The sequence below is a fragment of the Planococcus maitriensis genome (assembly GCF_003289925.1).
Taxonomy (GTDB): domain Bacteria; phylum Bacillota; class Bacilli; order Bacillales_A; family Planococcaceae; genus Planococcus; species Planococcus maitriensis.
Genome location: NZ_QLZQ01000002.1, coordinates 1 through 19934 on the forward strand (window position 1 = coordinate 1; position 19934 = coordinate 19934).

A 19934-nucleotide genomic window follows, 5' to 3' on the forward strand; every position below is an offset into this window, starting at 1 on the left:
TAGCCGACGTATGTAAGGGTATCATCGATGATCGAACTGATCGCCGATTGTGTTGCGACTACACCTTCTAAACCTTTAGTTGTAGCTGTCATAAAAAAATCTCTCCTTTTTTGATTGTACTGGTTGCCGGTCCGGAACATCAGGCGGCGCCTTTTTCTGAAGCGCTTTCATTTGATTCCAAAAAAATAAAGCATATGCTTGTAGGACCGGATTTAACTGATTATTATGTAAGTTTACAGGATACCGGCAAATTACAGGGGTTGGCAAGCCGAAACACGGAAAAAGTGGTTAAAACAGTTATTTTATGGGTTGAAAGACTGAATAGTTCCAATTCATCGCCTGTCGATGGTACAGTTAAACGATCTGAGGGGCAATCCGCAAGCACATCAACGGGACCAACTGGCGGCTGGGCAATACGGGGGTTTATGCATAATGGAAAACGGGAAAAAGTTCTTGCTTGTGTTTTTGAAAAGTTTTTTCTTATAATAAGGCTAACCATATACGAATGGAAATGACTTGGAAAATGGGGAAAGATGGACTTACAGAGAAGGAGTTAAACCATTGAAAACTACGGAACAAGGGATCCGCTATATTGAATTAATTGATGGAGAGCCGGAGATTGATATCCCGGCAATGGTGAAAAAAGCGAAAACAGCATATAAACCATTTAATTTCAAAGATAAAATTGAACTTCTTTTCTTTTACAATGAGCGTAAAGATTTCAGCCATGCGATCTTTACTGAATACGGCATCATCGACGATGAATTCGATGGAAAAAAAGCAGTCCATCATCCGTTTGGCGTCAAGAGCATCATCGGCATCGAAGTGTCGGGAGACGAGACCATCCCGCTGATTGCATTCGTCATCGGGCAGGCGATAGAGCATTTCAAGCAGAACATGGATATCCGGCGCCACGCAGAGTGGAAAGAGCTGGAGAAAAGTGACAGCTATCAAAGCTGGCAAACGTATTTCTGCCAGGTCCATAGTTCGGTGATCCGTTACGGCCTGGAAGGATCCGCAGACATGTTTTTAAGAAGCTTGCCTTTTGTGTTGGCGAAAAAAGAAGAAAGTTTTTCGCCGCCTTATATTGATGGTACGTTCCGCCATCTGATACATTCGTTGAGCGAGCTGTACGTCCTGGGCCAAGCGGGTGAAAGTGAACGGGCGGATGACCACCTGAAAACGATCGGCGAGCTTACCGGCCCCGAATTCATGGAACTATACAAAGGGCTGCATGCCGAACTGGCTGATTACTTGGAAACGCTCGGCGTCAAATACAATGAATTGCATGACTTGTCGATTTTCACCACCATCGAACAATATAAAAATCAATTAGCCGCCCTATACGGCTGACATTGCTAAATTTCCATCCATTGCATCATCGAACTTCAATGAATCGACTTCGTAAGAAGCCTGCGCAACAGCGGGGCTTCTTTTTTTATTGAGAGGAAATTCAGAAAAATCAAAATGAGGGGTAGCGTTCCAGCGGCTATGTACGGTACACTTTTCATTAACGGAAGGATTAAGGTCTATTTCCTTAAATGCGAAAAGCAGGTGACAGCGATGATAGGGCAAGCACAGACGCTATTTGAAGAAATTCGCGCTTTCCGCCGGGATCTTCACGAACATCCTGAATTGAGCGGCGAAGAAATGGAAACTTCGAAAAAAATCCAAAGCAAGCTCGAGGAGTACGGCATCCAATACTATACCGGGTTTGCAAAAACGGGTGTGCTGGGTGTCATCGAAGGGGGAAAACCGGGTAAAACGATCGGCTTGCGTGCCGATATCGATGCCTTGCCGATTTTGGAGAAAGCGGATGTCCCGTTCAAATCCAAAGCGGACGGGAAAATGCATGCGTGCGGCCATGATGCCCATACAGCCATGCTGCTCGGCGCAGGCAAATTGCTGCAGGAACGAAAAGGCGAGATAGCTGGGACGGTATTGCTCATTTTCCAGCCGGCCGAAGAAAACGCGCCGGCTGGCGGGGCGGAGCAAATGATGGCAGACGGCGTATTCGACCGATACCAGCCGGATGTCTTATTGGCTCAGCACGTCTGGCCTGGGCTTCCCGCCGGTCAAGTCGGCGTCATTGACGGGTCGATCATGGGGAATTCAGACCGTTTCCAAGTGACGATACGCGGAGCGGGCGGCCATGCCTCGATGCCTCATCAAACGATTGATGCAATCGTCATCGCCAACCAAGTGATTTCAGCGATCCAGACGATCATCAGCCGGAATGCCAACCCGATGGACTCTGGCGTCATTACGATCGGAAAAATCTCAGGTGGCTACCGCTATAATGTTGTCGCCGACAGTGTGGTACTGGAAGGCACAATCCGTTCATTATCAGATGAAACAAAGCAATTATTGAAAAAGCGTTTCCATGAAGTCGTCAATGGCACTGCGGAAATGATGGGGGGCATGTGTGATATCGACTATTCGGACGGATATCCCGCAACCGTCAACACAAAACGCTGGGCCGGGGTGGTCCGAGAATCCGCGAAGAACCAATTGGGCGCTGACGCTGCTCCGGAACTGATCGGCAGCATGGCGGGCGAAGATTTTGGGCGCTTCCTGAAAAAATACGAAGGGGTATATTACTGGCTGGGCACTTCGGTTGGGGAAAACCAGAAACCGCTCCATGACCCAGGCTTTATGATCGACGAACAGGCATTGCCGATCGGTACCGGCCTGATGGCGCAGGCAGCGCTTGATGTGCTAGCGGAATTGAATGGATAGGAGGAATGGACATGGCAGATGCAATTGAACGGTTCATGGAAGAAATCGAACCGCTTCTCATCGAGCAAAGGCGCAAAAGGCATCAATATCCTGAGATCGGGTTTGCGGAATACGTGACGACTTACGAATTAAGTGAACAACTGGCAGGCAAAGGATTTGAAATTTTTTATGGCACGGATCTGCTAACAAGCGATGAGCGCATGGGCGTGCCGGACGCGCAATTCCTGGAACAACAGGAACAACGCGCGCTCGATTATGGAGTGCCGCCCGATTTTCTTGAACAGATGAAGGGCGGGCACACCGGCTTTGCCGCAGTGCTTGATACCGGCAAAAAGGGGCCGAACTTCGCTTATCGCTTTGACATCGATGCCTTGCCGATCGAAGAAGAAGACACGCCTGGGCATGTGCCGGCCAAGCAAGCATTCCGTTCGCGTGTGCCCGGCATGATGCATGCCTGCGGTCACGATGGGCATGCCGCAATCGGAGTGGGGCTCGCTCAATACCTAGCGAAAGAAAAAGGGCATCTTCGGGGCAAATATACGATTTTATTCCAGCCGGCCGAAGAAGGCGGGCGCGGGGCGAAGGCCGTGGTCGATAAAGGGTGGCTCGATGATGCCGATTATTTCCTGAGCGGGCATGTCGGCATACACGACTTGCCGTCCGGCACGGTCGCTGCATCTACATCGAAATTCTTGGCAAGTTCCAAAATCAATGCGAAATTCAATGGCAAATCGGCGCATTCCGGATTGGAGCCGAATACAGGGCGCAACGCTTTGCTCGCTGCGGCATCCGCCACTTTGCATTTGCACGGCATTTCACGACATAAAGATGGGGCGACGCGCGTCAATGTCGGAACTTTGCACGCAGGGTCCGGGCGCAATATCATCGCTGACCAAGCATTGATGGAAATCGAGACGCGCGGCGAAACCAATAAATTGGATGAATACATGCAGGAAAATGCGTTGCGTATCCTGCAGGCGAGTGCGGCGATGTTCGATGTCGAGCTGGAAATCGAGCACATGGGCAAAGCGATTTCAGCCGATGCCGATCCCAGGTTCGCTGAAATCGTGGAACGGGCCTGTGAAGCATCTACAGATTTGGCCATTGTGCCGTATTTGCCGATCGGCGCATCCGAGGATGTTACTTATATGATGGAACGCGTCCGTGAGCGAGGGGGCAAGGCGACATTCATGATTTTTGCCAGCCCTTTGCCTGCTGGCCATCACCACCCGCGCTTTGACTATGAGGAACAGGCATTGTCGGCAGGGCTGGAAACCTTGATCCGGACGACCGATTACTTGCTGAAGGAGGACGGAGGCCGTGAAGAATTGGCTGGTTGAACAATTGCAGCGGATGAATTTGAGTGATGTACTGGTCCGGCCCCAAGGATTTACGCGGGAAGGCTATACATCGGAAGAAACAGAGGCCATCGAGGTCTTTAAAACGATCGCTGAAGAACTGGGGCTCGAGGCTTCAGAAGACGCCGCAGGAAATGCCATTGCCCGTTGGAATGTCTCTGGCGGGCAGGCAGCGGTGGCGATGGGGTCCCACCTCGACACTGTTCCGAATGGCGGGGCATTTGATGGCGGAGCGGGTGTCGTATGCGGGCTTGGGGCCCTCAAGATGCTAAAGGAAGCCGATTTCGAACCGCAGCGGCCGATTGAAGTCATTTGTTTCCGTTCGGAAGAATCCTCGCGTTTCGGCGTCTCGACGATCGGCAGCAAAGCGATGAGCGGATTATTGGATCCTTCCATAGGGACGCTTGAAGACCAGCACGGCGTCACGCTCGCGCAAGCGGCCGAAAGCCAAGGGTTTGTGTGGCAGGAGTTGCTCAATGCGAAGCGCCCGAAAGAACAGCTGAAATGCTTTGTCGAGTTGCATATCGAACAAGGGATGCACATCGTCAATCATGAAAAAGATTATGGAGTCGTCAAAGGTGTCGCTTGCCCTATCCGTTTGGCGGTCACGTTCAATGGGAAAGCGGGCCATACCGGGACGACGCCGATGGACCAAAGGAAAGATGCACTGGCAGCTGCCGCACCGTTCATCTCATTCGTCCAGGAAACGGCGCTTCAAGTGAATGACGCCTATGGCAATGGCAAATCGCTTGTCGCGACGGTGTCGACATTGACGGTATCCCCGAATTCGATGAATGTCATCCCGCAAACCGTCACGGCAGGAGTCGATATCCGCAGTGTGGATGATCGCTTGAAAATGAAGATGGCAGACGCCATACGGAGCGAAGCGAAGCGCATCGAAGAAACGACAGGCGTAGCCATTGATATTGAAGTGTTGGTCGACAACCCATCCGTTTTGCTTGATGATGGGATAGCCCGGCAATTGGTCGATGCCGGTGACCACGAAGCCTATTTGGCGCATCGGATGGACAGTGGTGCCGGGCATGATGTCATGAACATGGCACAAACCTGGCCGAGCGGTTTGCTGTTCATTCCCTGCAAGGATGGATTGAGCCACCACCCTGACGAATTCGCTGCTGCGGAAGACTTGAAAATGGGCGTCGAGCTATTGTCCCGTTTCTTAATGGAGGCCACTGCAAATGCCGGAAACAGTTAAAGTCGGGCTGATCGGCCCGAACGATTCAGTCATGGAAACAATGAAAGCGGCAGGGAGCTTAGAGGGCATCGAGCTCATCCCATTCATTTACCAGCATACCGAAGAAACGAAAAGCATCATAAACGAACATTCAGCGCGCATCGGGCATTGGCTTTTTTCTGGTCCTGCGCCTTATCATTTTGCCTTGAAAGAAGAGTTAATCGATGCGGATCATGCGGATTATATACTGCTCCATGGGTCGAGCCTGCTCGGTACGATGCTTGATGCGTTCATGCAAGAAGGAGCCGTGCTTTCGAGTATCAGCGTGGATTCGGTCCCGCGCCGTGAAGTGCTGAAAATGCTCAAGGATTTCGATTTGGAAAAAATGGAGATCCATACTGCGCCGGAGCTCGGCTATATTCCAGCTGAGGAATTGATCGACTACCACGAGAAACTGTACCGTTCAGGGCACATACAAGCAGCGCTCACGTGCGTCCATGCTGCCTACAACGGTTTGAAGGAGCGGGGCGTGCCGGTCTACCGGATCAGCGTATCCGAATTGGCAGCCCACCGTGCGATTTCAGTCATTAAGGAAAGAAGCCTATCGGATTTGTACCGCATGAAACAATTGGCGATGATCGGCATCGAAATCATCTATCCGAGCCAAGCGCAACAGCGCAAGACACCGTTCAAGATCGAACGCCAGGAACTTGCGGTGAACCGTGTGCTCATCGATTTCGCCGAAGAAGTCAAAGGCTCGAAAGTCGGTATGGGCAATGGCATCTACTTTATCTATACGACCCGGGGAGAACTCGAGCTTTACGGCAAATCCCATCACCCGGAAGAGTTAAAAGATGAGATTTTTGCCAATAGCAAGTTCCAGGTACGCATCGGAATCGGTTATGGCCGGACCGTGACGGAGTCCGAGCAGAATGTGCGGCTCGCACTCGACTACGCCCGAGAAAAAGAGAGCGGCATCGTCATCTATATCGATGAAGGCGGAAAAGTGACGGAAATCAACTCATCAGGCGACCGCCTCCGATACAGCCGCCGCAGTTCAGAGGCGAAATGGCAGGAAGCGTTGAAAGGCGCATCAATCAGCCAGACTGTCATCGCCCGGATTGAATCCTTGTCCCGCCATTATGCGAAAGACGAAATTACCGCCTTGGAATTGTCCCAATGGATGAACAGTACAGAACGCAATGCGCGCAGGATCTTAACGGAACTTGAAAGCATCGGCGTTGCGGAAGTGGCAGGAGAAGAAGCCGGCCGGCGAGGGCGGCCGCGGAAATTGTACCGTTTAATATTCGGTTCATAAAACGAAAAGGGAGGAATGGGAATGGCAACACCGACAGAACAACAAGACAAAAAAGGATTCTTGAATTTCATCGAAAAGTGGGGCAACCGCTTGCCCGATCCATTCTTCATTTTTTATATTTAGCAGTCTTTGTCGTATTGCTGTCCTGGCTGGTCAGTTCACTCGGCACGACAGTCGTCCATCCGGGAACGGGTGAGGAGCTGGCGATCCAAAGCATCGTCTCAGGCGAAGGGATCCGTTATATCCTGGCAGAGACGATCAATAACTTCACCGGCTTTGCGCCGCTCGGCCTCGTGCTCGTCATGATGCTCGGGATCGGTTTGGCTGAACGCGTCGGGCTGATGGAGACCGCTATCAAGAAGTCCATCCTCAATGCACCGAAGTCACTCATTACTTATGCGGTCATTTTCACGGGAATCATGGGGAACCTGGCATCAGACGCCGCCTTCATCCTCGTGCCGCCGCTTGCGGCAATGGTCTTCGCCTCCGTCGGGAGGCATCCGCTCGCAGGGCTTGCTGCAGGCTTTGCCGGAACCGGCGCGGGATTCACCGCGAATATCCTGGTTACCGGGACGGACGCGCTGCTATCCGGCATTTCCACGGAAGCTGCCAGAACCATTGACGATACGATCGTCGTGACGCCTGTCGATAACTGGTATTTCATGAGTGTATCCGTTATCGTCATGGCGATCGTCGGGGCGATCATTACCGAGAGATTAATCGAGCCGCGCCTTGGCAAGTACACGGGCAGGGCCGATAACTCATTTGAACCTGTGACAAAACAGGAAAACAAAGGCCTGTTGTATGCCGTGATTGCAGGGGCCGTATACATCGGCTTGATCGCCTTGCTGCTGTTCTTCCCGGGCTCTCCCGTCCGGAATGAAGATGGCGGCATCATCCCGTCGCCATTCCTATCCGGCATCGTGCCGATCATCCTGTTCTTCTTCATTACAGTGGCCGTCGCTTATGGCATCACAGTCAAGAAAATCACCGAGTCGAAAGATATCCCTGCCTATATGGGAGACGCCATCAAGGACATGTCCGGCTATATCGTCTTGATCTTTGCGGCTGCCCAGTTCATCAATTATTTCAACTGGAGCAACCTTGGCATCTGGCTCGCCGTCAACAGCGCTGAGTTCTTGACGAGCATCAATATGACGGGATTGCCGGTCATGGTCGGTTTCAGCGTCCTTGCCGCCCTCCTGAATCTCTTGATTTTCAGCGGTTCTGCCCAATGGGCGCTGATGGCGCCGATTTTCATCCCGATGTTCATGCTGCTTGACTATCATCCCGCATTTGTCCAATTGGCCTTCCGCATCGCGGATTCATCGACGAACATCATCACGCCGCTAAATCCGTATATTTTGATCGTTCTCGCCTTCATGCGTGAATATGACAAGAAAGCGGGCCTTGGCACTTTGATTTCCTTGATGCTGCCTTACAGCCTTATCTTCTTCGGAGTATGGCTGGTCATGATGATCGTCTTCGCACTGACCGGGCTGCCGATCGGCCCTGGCATCAGCTTGCGCATGTAAACGAAAAAATCCGCCCCTTGCCGGCGGATTTTTTTGGGGAGTCAGGACTTTACAGAGTAAGCGATAGATACTTGTATGGCGCAGATGAAGATTCACGAAGTTTTTTCCGTTTGTTAATAGTTTGTTCATAGTTGCCCTATATACTGGTCTAGGAAGTCATCCGAGTGGAGGGTGTGTCGAATGAACCGTCAATCCAATCAAATGAAGCAATTGAAGAGAATGTTCGATGAATCGTATGAAGCGTGCAGGAAAACCAATGGCGCCATCGTTTCCGAACTGCGAAAACAAGGCGTCAACGCTTCACTATGCAAAAAGCCGGCTATTCTTGAACCGTCCGTTTAAATCTCCGCGCCTCTTGAATCGTCAATGACGAACATGAAATGACCAACAAAAAAAGCTGTCCCTGCTGCCGGTTTGGCAGAGGGGCAGCTTTTTCAGTTAATAGCTAAGCCCTTTTTCGTAAAGCCACATTTTCAGGCTGCCGAATGAAGGGAAGGAGATGGATTCGCCGGTTTCAGGATGCTCGGCGCGGACGATGATGTCCAATTCGTTCGGTGTAAAAGACCAGCCTTCTTCCATAAGGGAACGCACCACTTTCACCATCATGCTCGAACCTTTAATTGTACCCATTTCCATCGCTATCATCTCCTTCAGTAATATCTTTCATTATAACAGGGAATCCTTTATTAGTAGTACACATATGCTTCCTGTAGTATTCCTGCAATCGCCTTTTTTTAAACCTTTGCGAGCAGCAAAGCTTTGGGCTCAGGGAAACATCTTCAACTTCCGGTGGAACTTAGCTAAGTGCTTAGCGGAAATAGGGAGAAGCTCATGCAAGGGGATAACCCGTTATGGAAGGTCAGCGTGCAATGGAATAGGTGGTTTCGCTTCATTATTTCGAATTGTAAAAAAACTGGTTGACTTTTGAAGGGAAGTGCCTATAATTCACAGTAACAGCACGAATTTTCGCACAAGAGCCTCTGGCATTTTTCGCAAAACGGCAAATGAGGAGGAAGATTCATGAAGTTCATGCCCAGAAAACGAGAGGATTTCTTTCCGAAATTATTCCAAAGCGATCTGGATTCGGATTTCTTCGACCGATTCTTCAAGGAAAGCAATTACCCTCAAGTCGATGTAAAAGAAGCGAACGGCCAGTATGAAGTAGTGGTGGATGTCCCCGGTTTTTCAAAAGATGATATTCAAGTCGATTTCAAAGACGGCTACCTGTCCATCAGCGGCAAAAAAGAGGAAAGCTCGGAAACGTCGGAAGATGAAGGGCATTACATCCGCAAGGAACGCTCTTTTGGATCATTCAAGCGCAGTTTTTATGTAGGCGATGTTGACGACCAAGCCATTAAAGGAAATTTCAAGGACGGTGTCTTGCAATTGACTGTGCCGAAGCCGGAAGAAAAAGAATCCGGAAATGGCAAGCGCATCGAGATCGAGTGAAGAGCCTGGCCAGAGGCTCTTTTTTTCGTTTCCTTAGAAACGGGTTGGGTATGTATTAGATAAGTATGGATTTGTTAGAAAGAGAGGTGTGAACGTGGAAAAGGCAGAACAATTGAACGCTGAAGAATTAAACCCGAAGCTTAAGAAAAGGAATTTTTGGTCCGGTTTATTGTTCGGCATCGGCTTGATGGCATTTATCGATGAAGTCATTTTTCACCAATTGCTCCAATGGCATCATTTCTATGATTTGGCGACACCGCAAATCGGCATTTTTGCAGATGGCTTATTGAACTCATTCGCTTGGTTTGCAGCAATCGGCGGGCTGTTCATGTTCGCGGATTTAAGAAGGTGGCATGCGGTCCGCATGAGGTACTGGATAGCCTCGGTGCTTATCGGCGCAGGGGCATTCCAGCTGTTTGACGGCATCATCGACCATAAAGTGCTGAGAACCCATCAGGTTCGTTACGGTGTGGAATTATTGCCTTATGACTTGAGCTGGAACTTGTTTGGTGCCGCGTTGCTCATTGCAGGGCTTGTACTTGCAAAATCCAGCAAGGAAGGGCGGTCCGCGTGACGAGATGATACATCATTACCTTGGCCCGATGGACCCCTGGTTCCAGTTGACGGCGGCTTTGCTGCTGGCATGGGCGTTGATGTTTTACCCGATGCTCGCGATCTGGACGAATGAACGCTATAAAAAATGGCCCGTACAGCGGTATTTGTTTTGGTATGCTGGCGTCATCGCTGCAGGTTCGGCATTGGTCGGCCCGTTGGCGGACGCAGCGCATACAAGCTTTTCTGCCCATATGACAGGGCATTTGCTGCTCGGCATGCTGGCGCCGCTGCTCCTGCTGCATGGCAAACCCCTGACCTTATTGATGAGGGGCTTGCCGACAAAAGCGGCGCGCCGCCTAAGCCGGCTGATGAATAGCCGTTTCATCGCTGTTGTCAGCCATCCTGTCAGCACCGCCGTTTTGAATTTTGGCGGGCTGTTCATTCTATACCGGACAGATCTCTTCTTATGGATGCACCAATCGACCTGGCTTTACGCATTGGTCCATATCCACGTTTTGTTGGCGGGATATGTCTTTACCTGGTCGATCTTGTACACTGACTTGACTGCGCATCGGCATTCATTCCGCTTGCGTGTTGTTGTCTTGATCGCGGCGCTTGCGTCCCATAAGGTATTAGCGAAATCCCTGTATGCCATGCCGCCGGCCGGAGTCACGACGGGTGACGGGGAAATGGGGGCGCTGATCATGTATTATGGCGGCGATGCAGTCGATATGGCCATCATCATCTTTTTTTGCTATAGCTGGTATAAAGCGACAGCGCCTGGGCGGATCGCCCGGGGCGTATGATGACCATTTCCTTTCGGGGAAGTGGTTTTTTGAGGTTTAGCGTGTGTTGCTTTGGCTCTGTGCCCGGGCGGAAAGAGTAAAAGGATGATAGAATAGAAGAAAGTATCGGTCAGGAGGCACGTAATGAACAGCTACATTGTCATGCAGGGGGAAACTTATAGAGAGGAAAAGCGCCATGGAATTCTCAGTGCGCCTATGAAAGATAAATCAGGAGCCACGCCGCATTCGTGGGCACGGGTGAAATCGCTGCAAAAAGGAGACCGGACCTTCCATTATGTAAAGGGCGCGATCGTTGCGGTCGGCACCATCCAGGAAGATGCACAGGAACGCAATGCAGGTACGCAAAAAGCTGAATGGGTTGCGCCTTGTGAATATCTGGAGTTGGATGAGCCGTTGGAAATCATCTCCTGTATCGAAGCGGTGGCACAATACCTGCCGGTCAAGTATGCCGCCTTCCAGCCCGACGGCAATGGCAACTCCGGCTATTTGTATCCGTGCAATGAATCGTTGGCATTGGTGTTGTTGGAATTATTGTCGTCTTCGAAATGGCAGAATATTGAACAACTGGAATTTGTTTATGATGCCGTGCGGGAGGGAAAATACAATTCACTGACCGCCTGGATGATGGATTCAGAATACTTGCTGAGGCAAAAAATCAGGAAATTGAAAGGCCGGTTTGAAACCATGCAATTGAAGCGGTGGGGAAGCGAATGCGCTATCTGCAGCCACTCGAACCCGGCGCTGTTGAAGGCAGTCTACAGCAAGCCATGGAAAGACAGCAGCGACGCAGAAAAGACCGATCCGGCAAACGGCATATTATTATGTGCTAACCATGCCGCGCTCTATGAAAGCGGCCAGATCTCCTTCACCGGCGCTGGCACACTCAGGATGTCGACATCGCTTCAAAAGGAAGCGGCTCGATATGGCTTGAAGAAAAATATGCGCATCACCGCGAGCGATGCGCATACGCCATTTTTGAGGTGGCATCGAAACAATTATTTCATTGGTGAATAACGAATCCCAAACGCGCAGCGGCAACTGCGCGTTTTTTATTTATGCTCAGAATGGATTGCGACACCCTTTGAATAATTTTTGAATAACCATTATTCGTTAATAGGGTTAATGAATAATCATGGGTAAATAACATATCGACAGATGCCTGGACCTCTATTCATTTTCCGTCATTTAGTCCTGCTTGAGGTTATTTTTTGACTTGCGGGCTTGTTGTGATTCTTTAGAGAGATTTGCATTTATTGAATATGAAACTGAATATGGCCGTATTTTGTGTTATAGTATATGCAATAAATGAATTAAGTGGAAAGGGTGGCGGAGATGGTATCTACGACAGAAGTAGCTAAACATGCAGGCGTGTCTCAAACGACTGTGTCCCGTGTATTGAATCGGCCTGAGCAAGTCAAAAAAGAAACCTATGACAAAGTGATGCAAGCTTTGGCTGAATTGGATTATGGGAACACGAGTGTCCCTAAAGCAGAACCTTCAGCAACATCGAAACAAGTAGCAGTGGTTTTTTCAAAGGATTGTGCCCCCGATGATTTCGCTCGTTTGCGTGAATTGGCCGAATCGGCCCAGTCATCCGGCTATCAGCTGACAGGCCATGTGTTGACGGGCAATGAATCGGTAGAAGACACAAAATCATTATTGGAATGCGCTCTTGGCGTTATCGGCATCGGCGGGATTCCGGACGAACTTCGGGAATATGCAAATGAAAAGGGCCTTGCATTTTTGCAAGCTGAAGAGGCAGCGGGCGATGCAAAGCCATTGGATGGCCGGAAAGCGGCATATCTTGCAACTGGCCATCTTGCTGAAAAGGGCCACCAGCAGATCGCCTGGGTGGGAGAAGATCTGCCGGACAACGGCGGGAAGCTTCAGGGGTATTATGAAGCGTTAGCCCACCATCAATTGAAACTGCGGAAAAAACGAATCCATACAACTCAAAGCCCTTCGGATTTCGATGCCATTGCTGCTGGACTCCGGTCGTTCAAGAAGCCGACCAGCGCATTTGTCGCTGCGAGTTATGAAGATGGACTGAAATTATTCAATTCCTTGAAAAGCGCGGGATTCAAAGTGCCGAAAGACATCAGCATCGTGGTGGTAGGGCAAGCGGAAGAGGGGAATGCCGAAGCGTTGACGGCCGTCACGCCCGCAGCCGCTGCACAGCCATTAGAGCAAAAGCTAGTGGATCTCCTTGTGCAGCAAATCGAAGGCAAAGAGACTGAAGCGCAATCCACCTCCGATGAGTTTCAACTCGATAACGGAAAAACTGTGAAAAAGTTCAAAGACCGTCAAAAAAACAAAGCCTAACTATAAGAAAAGCGGCCGTACATTTGTAATGTACGGCCGCTTTTCTTATAGTTGAAGTTCTTTGTGGGAGAATGGGCATTTGCCTTTGATCGGTTCAATATCGTCCCCAATGAAGAATTGTTTCCACTCATTATGTTCCGGATCGCCAAAGTGGCTAATGTCTGGATGGGTCGGCAGTTCATCCCATTTCTCGACACGCTCCCGAACTTTTTCACGCGACATGATGCCGCCTTTTTCAGTACCTGTCAGCCCTTCAAAGATCCTTCTCGGCTGGAACCCGAGCACCATCGAATTGCCGAGGTGGCGGGTGCGCCGCTGTTTATAGGCAGGCGCATTGCCGAAAATGAAAATAGGTTCTCCTTTGAAATTGAAATCCCATAGGTAATGGTCTGGATCCCGCGGAGCTTGTTCCGGCCACTCAGTCTCGTCCATATCATGAAGATACTGCAGAATCTCCCAGAACTGCTTGCGGTAATCATCGAGCTGCCCTTCGGATTCAAAGGGCTCCACAAACACGAACAGCCCATGGCGCTTATGTTTCGGATCTTCGAACAAGGTCAAAAATTCGGCGACGGCCACAGGCAAGTTCGACCAATCGGCCTGGCTTATGTATGCATAGCGCAGTTCACCTTTCAATTCGCCGCTTCTCCCGAAATAGCAAGGGAATGTCTTGTCGGTCACTGTCTCATGAAACGTCTTGTATTCGCGCAGCAGCCAGTCTGGCAAGTCGTTCCGGTTCATGAAATCTTCTTTCGTCAATAAAGCAGGTATTGTCGTTTGCATCACTAGACCCCCAGTTTCAAAATCTCATCCTTCAATTTGTTCCCTGAATTTTTCCCCTTGAAACACTATATTTAAAGTTAATAGAAATATCGTCAAATAAAGGAAACAAAAAAAGCGCCAGCTTTTAGCGCTTTTTTGGAAGTCGGGTATCTGGTCGGACGGTTAAACCATAATTATTCAACCACCGGCTTAACCGGTTATTCAAATATTTATTCATCATTATTTTTCGTGCCTGGCCATCTCTCGCCCGTCATCTCGACAAGGCCCAGTAGCTTTCTTCTGCGTTTTTCAAGCGATTCCATCGCCTCTTCGTAAGTTTTTGCATCGACTGTCGGAATCGATTCATCCAGATTCGCAAGGACTTGATGGGGCGGGAGAACCGATGGTTCATCTATGGAAGAACTATGCAAAGTGTCTAAATAACTGGTGATGCTGCTGGAAAGTTCCTCCATCAATAAAGTGTTCGGCTGGACTTCCGCCGGCACTCCGTATTTCAGCAAAGTCAATGATTCATCAAGCACTACGATGTTCACAGGCAGCGAGCGGTCATGTGTCGAACTGCGGTAATAATGGAGGACGGGATAGGCATTGTATTTCGACACGGCATTGCTTAATTCATTCGCGAACGTATCAAGCAAAAGATTGAAATTGCCGAAGTCCTTTCCATTCCAGGCATTGTTGACTAATGAAGCAGGATCTTTCGCAATGCCGCTGATGCTTGCGGCAAGCGAACGCTTTTCCGTCACGGCGCTCAGGACCTGCAATAGATAGGTTACACCGAATGTAATGAACAACATGCCGGTTCCGGTCGCGAAGATCGCCACAATCTGCCAGATGCCGTCATCCGGGGCAAATTCGCCATTGCCAAGGGTAAAGATCAAATATCCTGCGTAATACGCATATTCAATCCAGGACAAGGGGCCGCCGTCTTTTGTATCAACGATCATATCAGAGCTTGCAAATATGAAAGTCCAGCCAACCCATAACATGAAAATCCATGTCGCCAAGGTGAAGACCAGGATCATCGGCCCCGCGAGGCTCAAGAATTGAGAGTTGTTCCGGCTCACTTGCTTGTGGAGTGTCCAATAGGCGGAAGTAAGCTTATTGGTCAATGGCCCGGCGCCGCCGTCGACCCATAAAGTCGTCCAGATGAAATCAATCAAGGTGAGGACGACGATGATGATTCCGATTACCAGAAAAAAAAGATCCATCAATATTCCCCCTTTTTGCTTTACTTGTCCATACCCCTACAAGCCCTCAGGTTATGCATCGAAGCGTAAAATAAGCAAACAAACAGGAAAATATGCTAAAATGTAGGGATACGATAAAGAGGGGGCGTGCAGAAGATTGGGCAGGAATTTCCGGTCGAGTGCCCTTTATCAGAAGGCACTCAGACGTAAACGGCACAATGCGGCAAAGCCGCGACATATAAAGAAAATCATCATTCTCGGCGATTCCGTCGCTTATGGCTACGGTACGAAAGGCGGAATCGCCAGACATTTGAAAGATAGTTTTACTGATAGCGAAGTGCTGAACTTCGGCATCAACGGATTGACGAGCGATGGCCTTGTTGAACGGCTGCGGGCCGATCATTGGCAGGCGGAATTGGCCCAAGCCGACCTCGTGCTGCTCAACATCGGCGGCAACGACCTGTTGCGCCAGTACCGCAACGGGGGCGCAAGCGAGCTGATTCGACAGTTCGCTTCATTGAAAAAGAAATACCGCCGCAATTTACTGGAAATTTACGGCACTATTCAAAAGGGCAACGAGCGAGTGTTGATTGTTCAAAACAGCTTATACAATTCGATGAAGAAAGAAGTGCAATATTTCGGTTTCACCCAGCTCTTGTTCCGGATGTGGAATTCAGCCATCGGCGCGAAAGGCGTCATTGTCACAAACACCAGGAAAATGGGCAAATTGCCGTCCATTTGGCTGGACTCGATCCATCCGAACGAAGAGGGCTATGCGATCATGCACCAATTGCTGTTGGAGACATTGCAGACGACCGGCATAGCGTTGCCGAAAGAGCGGCGATGAACGATTTAACCCGGGCCTTCCAAGGTTTCCGGGTTTTTGAGTGCCTGGGATAAGTGCCTTTGGACAGTAGTGGTTAAGGGGAGGAAAAGCTTGTGATTTTAAATGGACATGGTATATTATGTCTATAAAAAATAAATGCGGATGGTTCTCTTGGTTTATTCCAGTTCTTTAGCCTAGCAGGTTGATTGAGGATGGAGGGTGAAGCATGTGAGAAGGAAATTAGTGCTGATACAAATGTCCAGGGCATTGGTGCCGTTGTTGGTCATGCTGCATCATCTCTCGACGACCATGATGGATTATTACGGGTATAATATATGGAATCTGGCGTTTTTGCCGTTGACGGGCGGGGTCTATTATTTCTTTTCCCTATCCGGTTTTATGGCTTATTATATCTACCGCGAAAAATTCGGCCGAAAAGGGCAGTTATCGGATTTCCTGACCAACCGATTCATCCGGATCTATCCGTTGTATTGGGTCGTGACCTTGGCATTCCTACTCTTGGCTTTTCTCTTCCCGTGGTTTGCGACGGGGGCGGAGCGGGACCTGGCTGTCATTCTGACTTCGATTTTTTTGGTCCCGAATCCCGAATGGCAAGACCCGTTCTTGATCGTTGCCTGGTCATTGGAATACACGGTTTATTTCTATCTCATGTTTTCCGTCCTGTTCATGAGCCCGCGTTTTATCGGGCAGGCGCTATTTGCCGGCTGGGGAATCCTGTCACTGCTGGGCATTGCGGGCATTGTCTATATCGACTTTTTCCTGTTCGATTTTCTATTCGCTTCCTATAATTTGATGTTCATAGCAGGGGTCTTTTGTGCGTGGCTCATTCTCCACGCCCCTATCCCGGCCACCTTAGGGTATTTATGCATAGCTGTGGGGTTGATCGGATTTCCTGTAACGTGGATGAATGCGCTGGACCCCTTTATGGAACTCAGCTTCGAAATCACTGCGAGCGTCTCTATCATGTTTTTGCTGACCGGGCTTGGCGTGATCGACCTGAACAAGGAAATCAGCATTCCGAAAGAATTCCATCAGCTGGGCAATGCCGCTTTTGCGATTTATCTTGTCCACAATGTCGTGCTGGATCTATTCTCTGAATGGATGGACCAGGTTGGATTGCATGAACTGCTGGGCAACTTCGCCATGAGCTTGCTGCTTGTGGCTTTGATGTTGTTTTTCGGGATTTTGGCACATTTCAAACTGGAGCTGCCCCTGCACCGCAGGTTTAAAGGCTGGCTGCAAAAAAACAAGGCACCTGCAGTTACGGCAAACGACACGGACGCCGTGACGAAAAATACTTAAAAAACCCCCAAGCGCAAAAGCTTGGGGGTTTCGATATTATTCGGGCTTATTCAATAGGTTTTCCAACGCTTTTTTCTCCCGGTTGATTTCATCCAGCGTCCGGATGCCCATTCTCCGGAAGATTGAAAGCGGCGGGCACCAGCCCTGCACCGCGTGCTGGATCATGAAGACGCTGACGGCACCGGATAAATACGCCCATTTTTTATTGCTGCCGAGGGCCAGAAGGGATGAAGCAAGTGCAATGGAAGCCATATTGACTTCGAGTACACGCTCGGTATCCCATTCATGTTCCAATTCCTCGATCCGCTGGCGGATTTCATTTTCGCCTTGGCGCTTGTAATAATTGACCGAAGCTTCCGTTTCCCGTTCGATTTGCTGATTGATGTAGTCGGGGGTGTTTTCGTTCACTTTCGTTTGCGTGGATGGCAATTGTTCTTTGTCCAAATCAAGTTCCATGAATATATCCTCCATTTCATTGCAGTTCTTTCTAGTATTCCGCAAATGGCATTCATTTAAACCCCTAAGCCCATACAAGCTTCAGGAGAAAACTCAGTCGATGCTGTCTGTCTGGTCTTTCATGATCTGTTCATCCATCGGGCCGACAATTTTCTGGGCGATTTCGCCTCTTGTGTTGAGGATGAATGTCGTCGGTACGGTGCGGATTTGATAGGTTTGTGCGGTGCTGCCGGTCTCGTCCATCGGAATGGAGAAGGTCAAGCCGAATTCATCGATAAAGGAGCGGATCGCTTCATCGCCGTTATCCTGCGCCGTCAAGTTGACGGCCAGGATTTCGACGTCACCGCCTTCGTTGTTTTCGTGGAATTCCTGCATGTGCGGCATTTCAGCACGACATGGCGGACACCAGGTCGCCCAGAAGTTCAGGATGACTTTCTTTCCGCGGTAATCGGAAAGTTTCACTGTTTCGCCATTTTGGTCGGTCAAGGTGAAATCGGGCGCTGCCTGGCCTTGCGAGAGCCCCTCGGCAAGAGAAGCGTCTTGTGCGCTTTCGGAACTGGCGGATTCGCTGGTGTCGATTGGGGCAGCGTCTTCTTCAAAGAAATTGAGGGCGATGATGGCGATCGCTGCAAGAAGCAATATGCCGATAATGGCTTTTTTTATCATGTGTTCGTTCCTTTCTGTTCAAAACGTCTGTCCATGGCGATGGTGAATGCGGCAAGAACTAGGAGCGTTGCATTTTGCCAGGTCAACAGCGGCCCGAAAGCGCTTAAAATCAGTAGTTCCACTGTGAAAAATGTGGCGAGTAGCAGGCTGTCCGGGACGTCTGGGCGTTTTGCCAGCAGGCGGATGGATAAAACAGCCGCCGCAAGAAGGGATGCTTGCAACAGGGCCTGCATTAACTGGTCTTCGAATAGCTGCAGGATGGTTTGGTATGCCAAAAAGAACAGCAGCCAGGCATTCGCAGCCTGTTCCGCCAAAGCAGCGTGTTTCCGGCGCATGAAGACCAAATAGGCAAGCAGCAAGGCTATGGCAAGCAGATGCCCATACAGGCCGCCATTGAAATATAGAATGGATAAAGGCACGTCAAGAAAATGCTGCAAATTGAAAATGATGTAGCTAAGCTTCCATGCCAGGATGTAAAGCGCCAGCGCGTTCCAGAACCATTCGCCAAGTTTGCGGCCAGTTGCGGCTCGCATCAGCAGGCTTGCCGCTGCAGCTGCCATCAGCACAGAAACCCAGACCGCAGGAACGGTCAGGTGCAGGATCGGGACATAGCTCATTGGCTTTGTCCCGTGCGGTATCTATTCATTATAAAGATGCCTCCGTCCGTATTGAAAGTCTTATGCCCGGCGCTTTCCATTATAGCTGAAAGCACAATCTTTTCATCTTTTTTGTTTGGCGGTTATGCTGGAATCAAGACTGAATCAGGAGGTGCCATATGGCTACATGGCATGAACGCTTTCAAACAACGGAATATGTATACGGGACAGAGCCGAATGAATTCATCGAAATGATGCAAAACAAGCTCAGGCTGTCTGGCCGAGCACTCGCGATAGCGGAAGGTGAAGGGCGCAACGCAGTTTATCTAGCCGGGCAAGGCATGCATGTCACCGCGTGGGATTTTGCAAGAAGCGGGTTGGCAAAGACCGAGCGGCTGGCGGAAGAACGCCGCGTGGGGGTTTTGACCGAGCAAGTGGACCTGGCAGAGGCTGAATGGGCAGAAGAGGCCTGGGACCTCATCATTTGCGTATTCGGCCATTTTCCAAAAGACGTGCAGCATAAAACATTCGATGGCATCAAACGTGCATTGAAACCGGGCGGCCATTTCCTGATGGAAGTTTATTCCGTCGGCCAGCCCGCTTACGGTACCGTCGGCCCAAAACAGGAATCTTTCCTGTACCGGCCTGAAGAGGTGCTTGAGGCTTTCCGGGGGTTTAAGCTCATCCATTTTTTCACGGGTGAAGTCGAACGGCATGAGGGCAAATTGCATAACGGCTTATCGCATGTCATCCAGCTCGCTTGCCAAAAACCTGCGGAATGATAGACGGCAAAACACCCATCGCCAATTTTCGGCGA

Annotated in this window: 21 protein-coding genes and 1 pseudogene; 16 read left to right on the forward strand and 6 right to left on the reverse strand. The window is 49.9% G+C overall.

What is annotated here, in order from left to right; all coding sequences use genetic code 11:
• The first annotated feature begins 110 nt into the window (after positions 1-110).
• From DP119_RS15765 to DP119_RS15815, 8 genes and pseudogenes are all read left to right on the forward strand, one after another.
• Positions 111-515: a hypothetical protein gene (locus tag DP119_RS15765; protein ID WP_146747863.1), complete on the forward strand. Its 405-nt coding sequence runs from the start codon at positions 111-113 to the stop codon at positions 513-515.
• 46 nt (positions 516-561) lie between these two features.
• The gene (locus DP119_RS06335) at positions 562-1353 is read left to right on the forward strand and encodes a hypothetical protein (protein WP_112231975.1); all 792 of its coding nucleotides are present in this window, start codon (positions 562-564) and stop codon (positions 1351-1353) included.
• A gap of 210 nt (positions 1354-1563) precedes the next feature.
• Positions 1564-2739: a M20 metallopeptidase family protein gene (locus DP119_RS06340; protein ID WP_112231977.1), complete on the forward strand. Its 1176-nt coding sequence runs from the start codon at positions 1564-1566 to the stop codon at positions 2737-2739.
• A gap of 11 nt (positions 2740-2750) precedes the next feature.
• Entirely contained in the window at positions 2751-4079 is a 1329-nt protein-coding gene (locus DP119_RS06345) for an amidohydrolase (protein ID WP_112231979.1), read from the forward strand.
• On the forward strand, positions 4060-5313 hold the full coding sequence (locus DP119_RS06350; RefSeq protein WP_112231981.1) for a M20 family metallo-hydrolase: 1254 nt from the start codon (positions 4060-4062) through the stop codon (positions 5311-5313). The genes DP119_RS06345 and DP119_RS06350 overlap by 20 nt, the downstream gene beginning before the upstream one ends.
• Complete coding sequence (locus DP119_RS06355; RefSeq protein WP_112231983.1) at positions 5297-6610, forward strand: helix-turn-helix domain-containing protein; 1314 nt, start codon at positions 5297-5299, stop codon at positions 6608-6610. The genes DP119_RS06350 and DP119_RS06355 overlap by 17 nt, the downstream gene beginning before the upstream one ends.
• 21 nt (positions 6611-6631) lie before the next feature.
• Positions 6632-8145: pseudogene (locus tag DP119_RS06360) on the forward strand (AbgT family transporter).
• A 180-nt stretch (positions 8146-8325) separates the two neighbouring features.
• Positions 8326-8487, forward strand: a complete 162-nt coding sequence (locus DP119_RS15815; RefSeq protein WP_167399200.1) for a hypothetical protein — start codon at positions 8326-8328, stop codon at positions 8485-8487.
• Positions 8488-8583: 96 nt separating this feature from the next.
• Here DP119_RS15815 and DP119_RS06365 read toward each other — a convergent pair whose 3' ends face one another.
• Positions 8584-8781 (reverse strand): hypothetical protein, encoded by a 198-nt coding sequence (locus DP119_RS06365; protein WP_058380680.1) that lies wholly within the window; start codon positions 8779-8781, stop codon positions 8584-8586.
• A gap of 384 nt (positions 8782-9165) precedes the next feature.
• Here DP119_RS06365 and DP119_RS06370 point away from each other — a divergent pair, with 384 nt between their 5' ends.
• The 5 genes from DP119_RS06370 to DP119_RS06390 all read left to right on the forward strand — a co-directional run bounded on the left by DP119_RS06370 (position 9166) and on the right by DP119_RS06390 (position 13277).
• Positions 9166-9594 (forward strand): Hsp20/alpha crystallin family protein, encoded by a 429-nt coding sequence (locus DP119_RS06370; protein ID WP_112231985.1) that lies wholly within the window; start codon positions 9166-9168, stop codon positions 9592-9594.
• Between the two features lie 94 nt (positions 9595-9688).
• The gene (locus DP119_RS06375; RefSeq protein ID WP_240616387.1) at positions 9689-10168 is read left to right on the forward strand and encodes a DUF2243 domain-containing protein; all 480 of its coding nucleotides are present in this window, start codon (positions 9689-9691) and stop codon (positions 10166-10168) included.
• A gap of 4 nt (positions 10169-10172) precedes the next feature.
• Positions 10173-10955, forward strand: a complete 783-nt coding sequence (locus DP119_RS06380; RefSeq protein WP_240616388.1) for a cytochrome c oxidase assembly protein — start codon at positions 10173-10175, stop codon at positions 10953-10955.
• A gap of 123 nt (positions 10956-11078) precedes the next feature.
• On the forward strand, positions 11079-11969 hold the full coding sequence (locus DP119_RS06385; protein WP_112231987.1) for an HNH endonuclease signature motif containing protein: 891 nt from the start codon (positions 11079-11081) through the stop codon (positions 11967-11969).
• A 318-nt stretch (positions 11970-12287) separates the two neighbouring features.
• Complete coding sequence (locus DP119_RS06390) at positions 12288-13277, forward strand: LacI family DNA-binding transcriptional regulator (RefSeq protein ID WP_112231989.1); 990 nt, start codon at positions 12288-12290, stop codon at positions 13275-13277.
• Positions 13278-13322: 45 nt separating this feature from the next.
• Here the strand turns inward: DP119_RS06390 and DP119_RS06395 are convergent, their stop codons facing one another.
• On the reverse strand, positions 13323-14060 hold the full coding sequence (locus DP119_RS06395; RefSeq protein WP_112231991.1) for a YqcI/YcgG family protein: 738 nt from the start codon (positions 14058-14060) through the stop codon (positions 13323-13325).
• Between the two features lie 209 nt (positions 14061-14269).
• Complete coding sequence (locus tag DP119_RS06400; protein ID WP_112232000.1) at positions 14270-15271, reverse strand: ion channel; 1002 nt, start codon at positions 15269-15271, stop codon at positions 14270-14272.
• A gap of 136 nt (positions 15272-15407) precedes the next feature.
• On the opposite strand from DP119_RS06400, the gene DP119_RS06405 reads away from it, so the two are divergent.
• Together DP119_RS06405 and DP119_RS06410 are read left to right on the forward strand one after the other, a co-directional pair.
• Positions 15408-16097, forward strand: coding sequence for an SGNH/GDSL hydrolase family protein (locus DP119_RS06405; RefSeq protein WP_112232002.1), 690 nt, complete (start codon positions 15408-15410; stop codon positions 16095-16097).
• 207 nt (positions 16098-16304) lie between these two features.
• Entirely contained in the window at positions 16305-17399 is a 1095-nt protein-coding gene (locus DP119_RS06410; protein WP_146747864.1) for an acyltransferase family protein, read from the forward strand.
• A 36-nt stretch (positions 17400-17435) separates the two neighbouring features.
• Here the strand turns inward: DP119_RS06410 and DP119_RS06415 are convergent, their stop codons facing one another.
• The 3 genes from DP119_RS06415 to DP119_RS06425 form a co-directional block, all read right to left on the reverse strand.
• Positions 17436-17855 (reverse strand): YgaP-like transmembrane domain, encoded by a 420-nt coding sequence (locus DP119_RS06415; protein ID WP_112232006.1) that lies wholly within the window; start codon positions 17853-17855, stop codon positions 17436-17438.
• A gap of 93 nt (positions 17856-17948) precedes the next feature.
• Positions 17949-18521 carry a peroxiredoxin family protein gene (locus DP119_RS06420; RefSeq protein ID WP_112232008.1) on the reverse strand — a complete coding sequence of 191 codons (573 nt, stop codon included), beginning with the start codon at positions 18519-18521 and terminating at the stop codon, positions 17949-17951.
• Positions 18518-19138: a hypothetical protein gene (locus tag DP119_RS06425; protein ID WP_112232010.1), complete on the reverse strand. Its 621-nt coding sequence runs from the start codon at positions 19136-19138 to the stop codon at positions 18518-18520. The genes DP119_RS06420 and DP119_RS06425 overlap by 4 nt, the downstream gene beginning before the upstream one ends.
• Positions 19139-19296: 158 nt before the next feature.
• On the opposite strand from DP119_RS06425, the gene DP119_RS06430 reads away from it, so the two are divergent.
• Positions 19297-19899 carry a class I SAM-dependent methyltransferase gene (locus DP119_RS06430; RefSeq protein WP_112232012.1) on the forward strand — a complete coding sequence of 201 codons (603 nt, stop codon included), beginning with the start codon at positions 19297-19299 and terminating at the stop codon, positions 19897-19899.
• The last annotated feature ends 35 nt before the right edge of the window (positions 19900-19934 follow it).

Coding starts and splice junctions, on each gene's coding strand:
- DP119_RS06340 (WP_112231977.1), top strand. CDS start 1,564: ATGATAGGGCAAGCACAGACGCTATTTGAAGAAATTCGCGCTTTCCGC.
- DP119_RS06385 (WP_112231987.1), top strand. CDS start 11,079: ATGAACAGCTACATTGTCATGCAGGGGGAAACTTATAGAGAGGAAAAG.
- DP119_RS06430 (WP_112232012.1), top strand. CDS start 19,297: ATGGCTACATGGCATGAACGCTTTCAAACAACGGAATATGTATACGGG.
- DP119_RS06370 (WP_112231985.1), top strand. CDS start 9,166: ATGAAGTTCATGCCCAGAAAACGAGAGGATTTCTTTCCGAAATTATTC.
- DP119_RS06365 (WP_058380680.1), bottom strand. CDS start 8,781: ATGGAAATGGGTACAATTAAAGGTTCGAGCATGATGGTGAAAGTGGTG.
- DP119_RS06400 (WP_112232000.1), bottom strand. CDS start 15,271: ATGGATCTTTTTTTTCTGGTAATCGGAATCATCATCGTCGTCCTCACC.
- DP119_RS15815 (WP_167399200.1), top strand. CDS start 8,326: ATGAACCGTCAATCCAATCAAATGAAGCAATTGAAGAGAATGTTCGAT.
- DP119_RS06425 (WP_112232010.1), bottom strand. CDS start 19,138: ATGAGCTATGTCCCGATCCTGCACCTGACCGTTCCTGCGGTCTGGGTT.
- DP119_RS06420 (WP_112232008.1), bottom strand. CDS start 18,521: ATGATAAAAAAAGCCATTATCGGCATATTGCTTCTTGCAGCGATCGCC.
- DP119_RS06355 (WP_112231983.1), top strand. CDS start 5,297: ATGCCGGAAACAGTTAAAGTCGGGCTGATCGGCCCGAACGATTCAGTC.
- DP119_RS06380 (WP_240616388.1), top strand. CDS start 10,173: ATGATACATCATTACCTTGGCCCGATGGACCCCTGGTTCCAGTTGACG.
- DP119_RS06345 (WP_112231979.1), top strand. CDS start 2,751: ATGGCAGATGCAATTGAACGGTTCATGGAAGAAATCGAACCGCTTCTC.
- DP119_RS06415 (WP_112232006.1), bottom strand. CDS start 17,855: ATGGAACTTGATTTGGACAAAGAACAATTGCCATCCACGCAAACGAAA.
- DP119_RS06390 (WP_112231989.1), top strand. CDS start 12,288: ATGGTATCTACGACAGAAGTAGCTAAACATGCAGGCGTGTCTCAAACG.
- DP119_RS06395 (WP_112231991.1), bottom strand. CDS start 14,060: ATGCAAACGACAATACCTGCTTTATTGACGAAAGAAGATTTCATGAAC.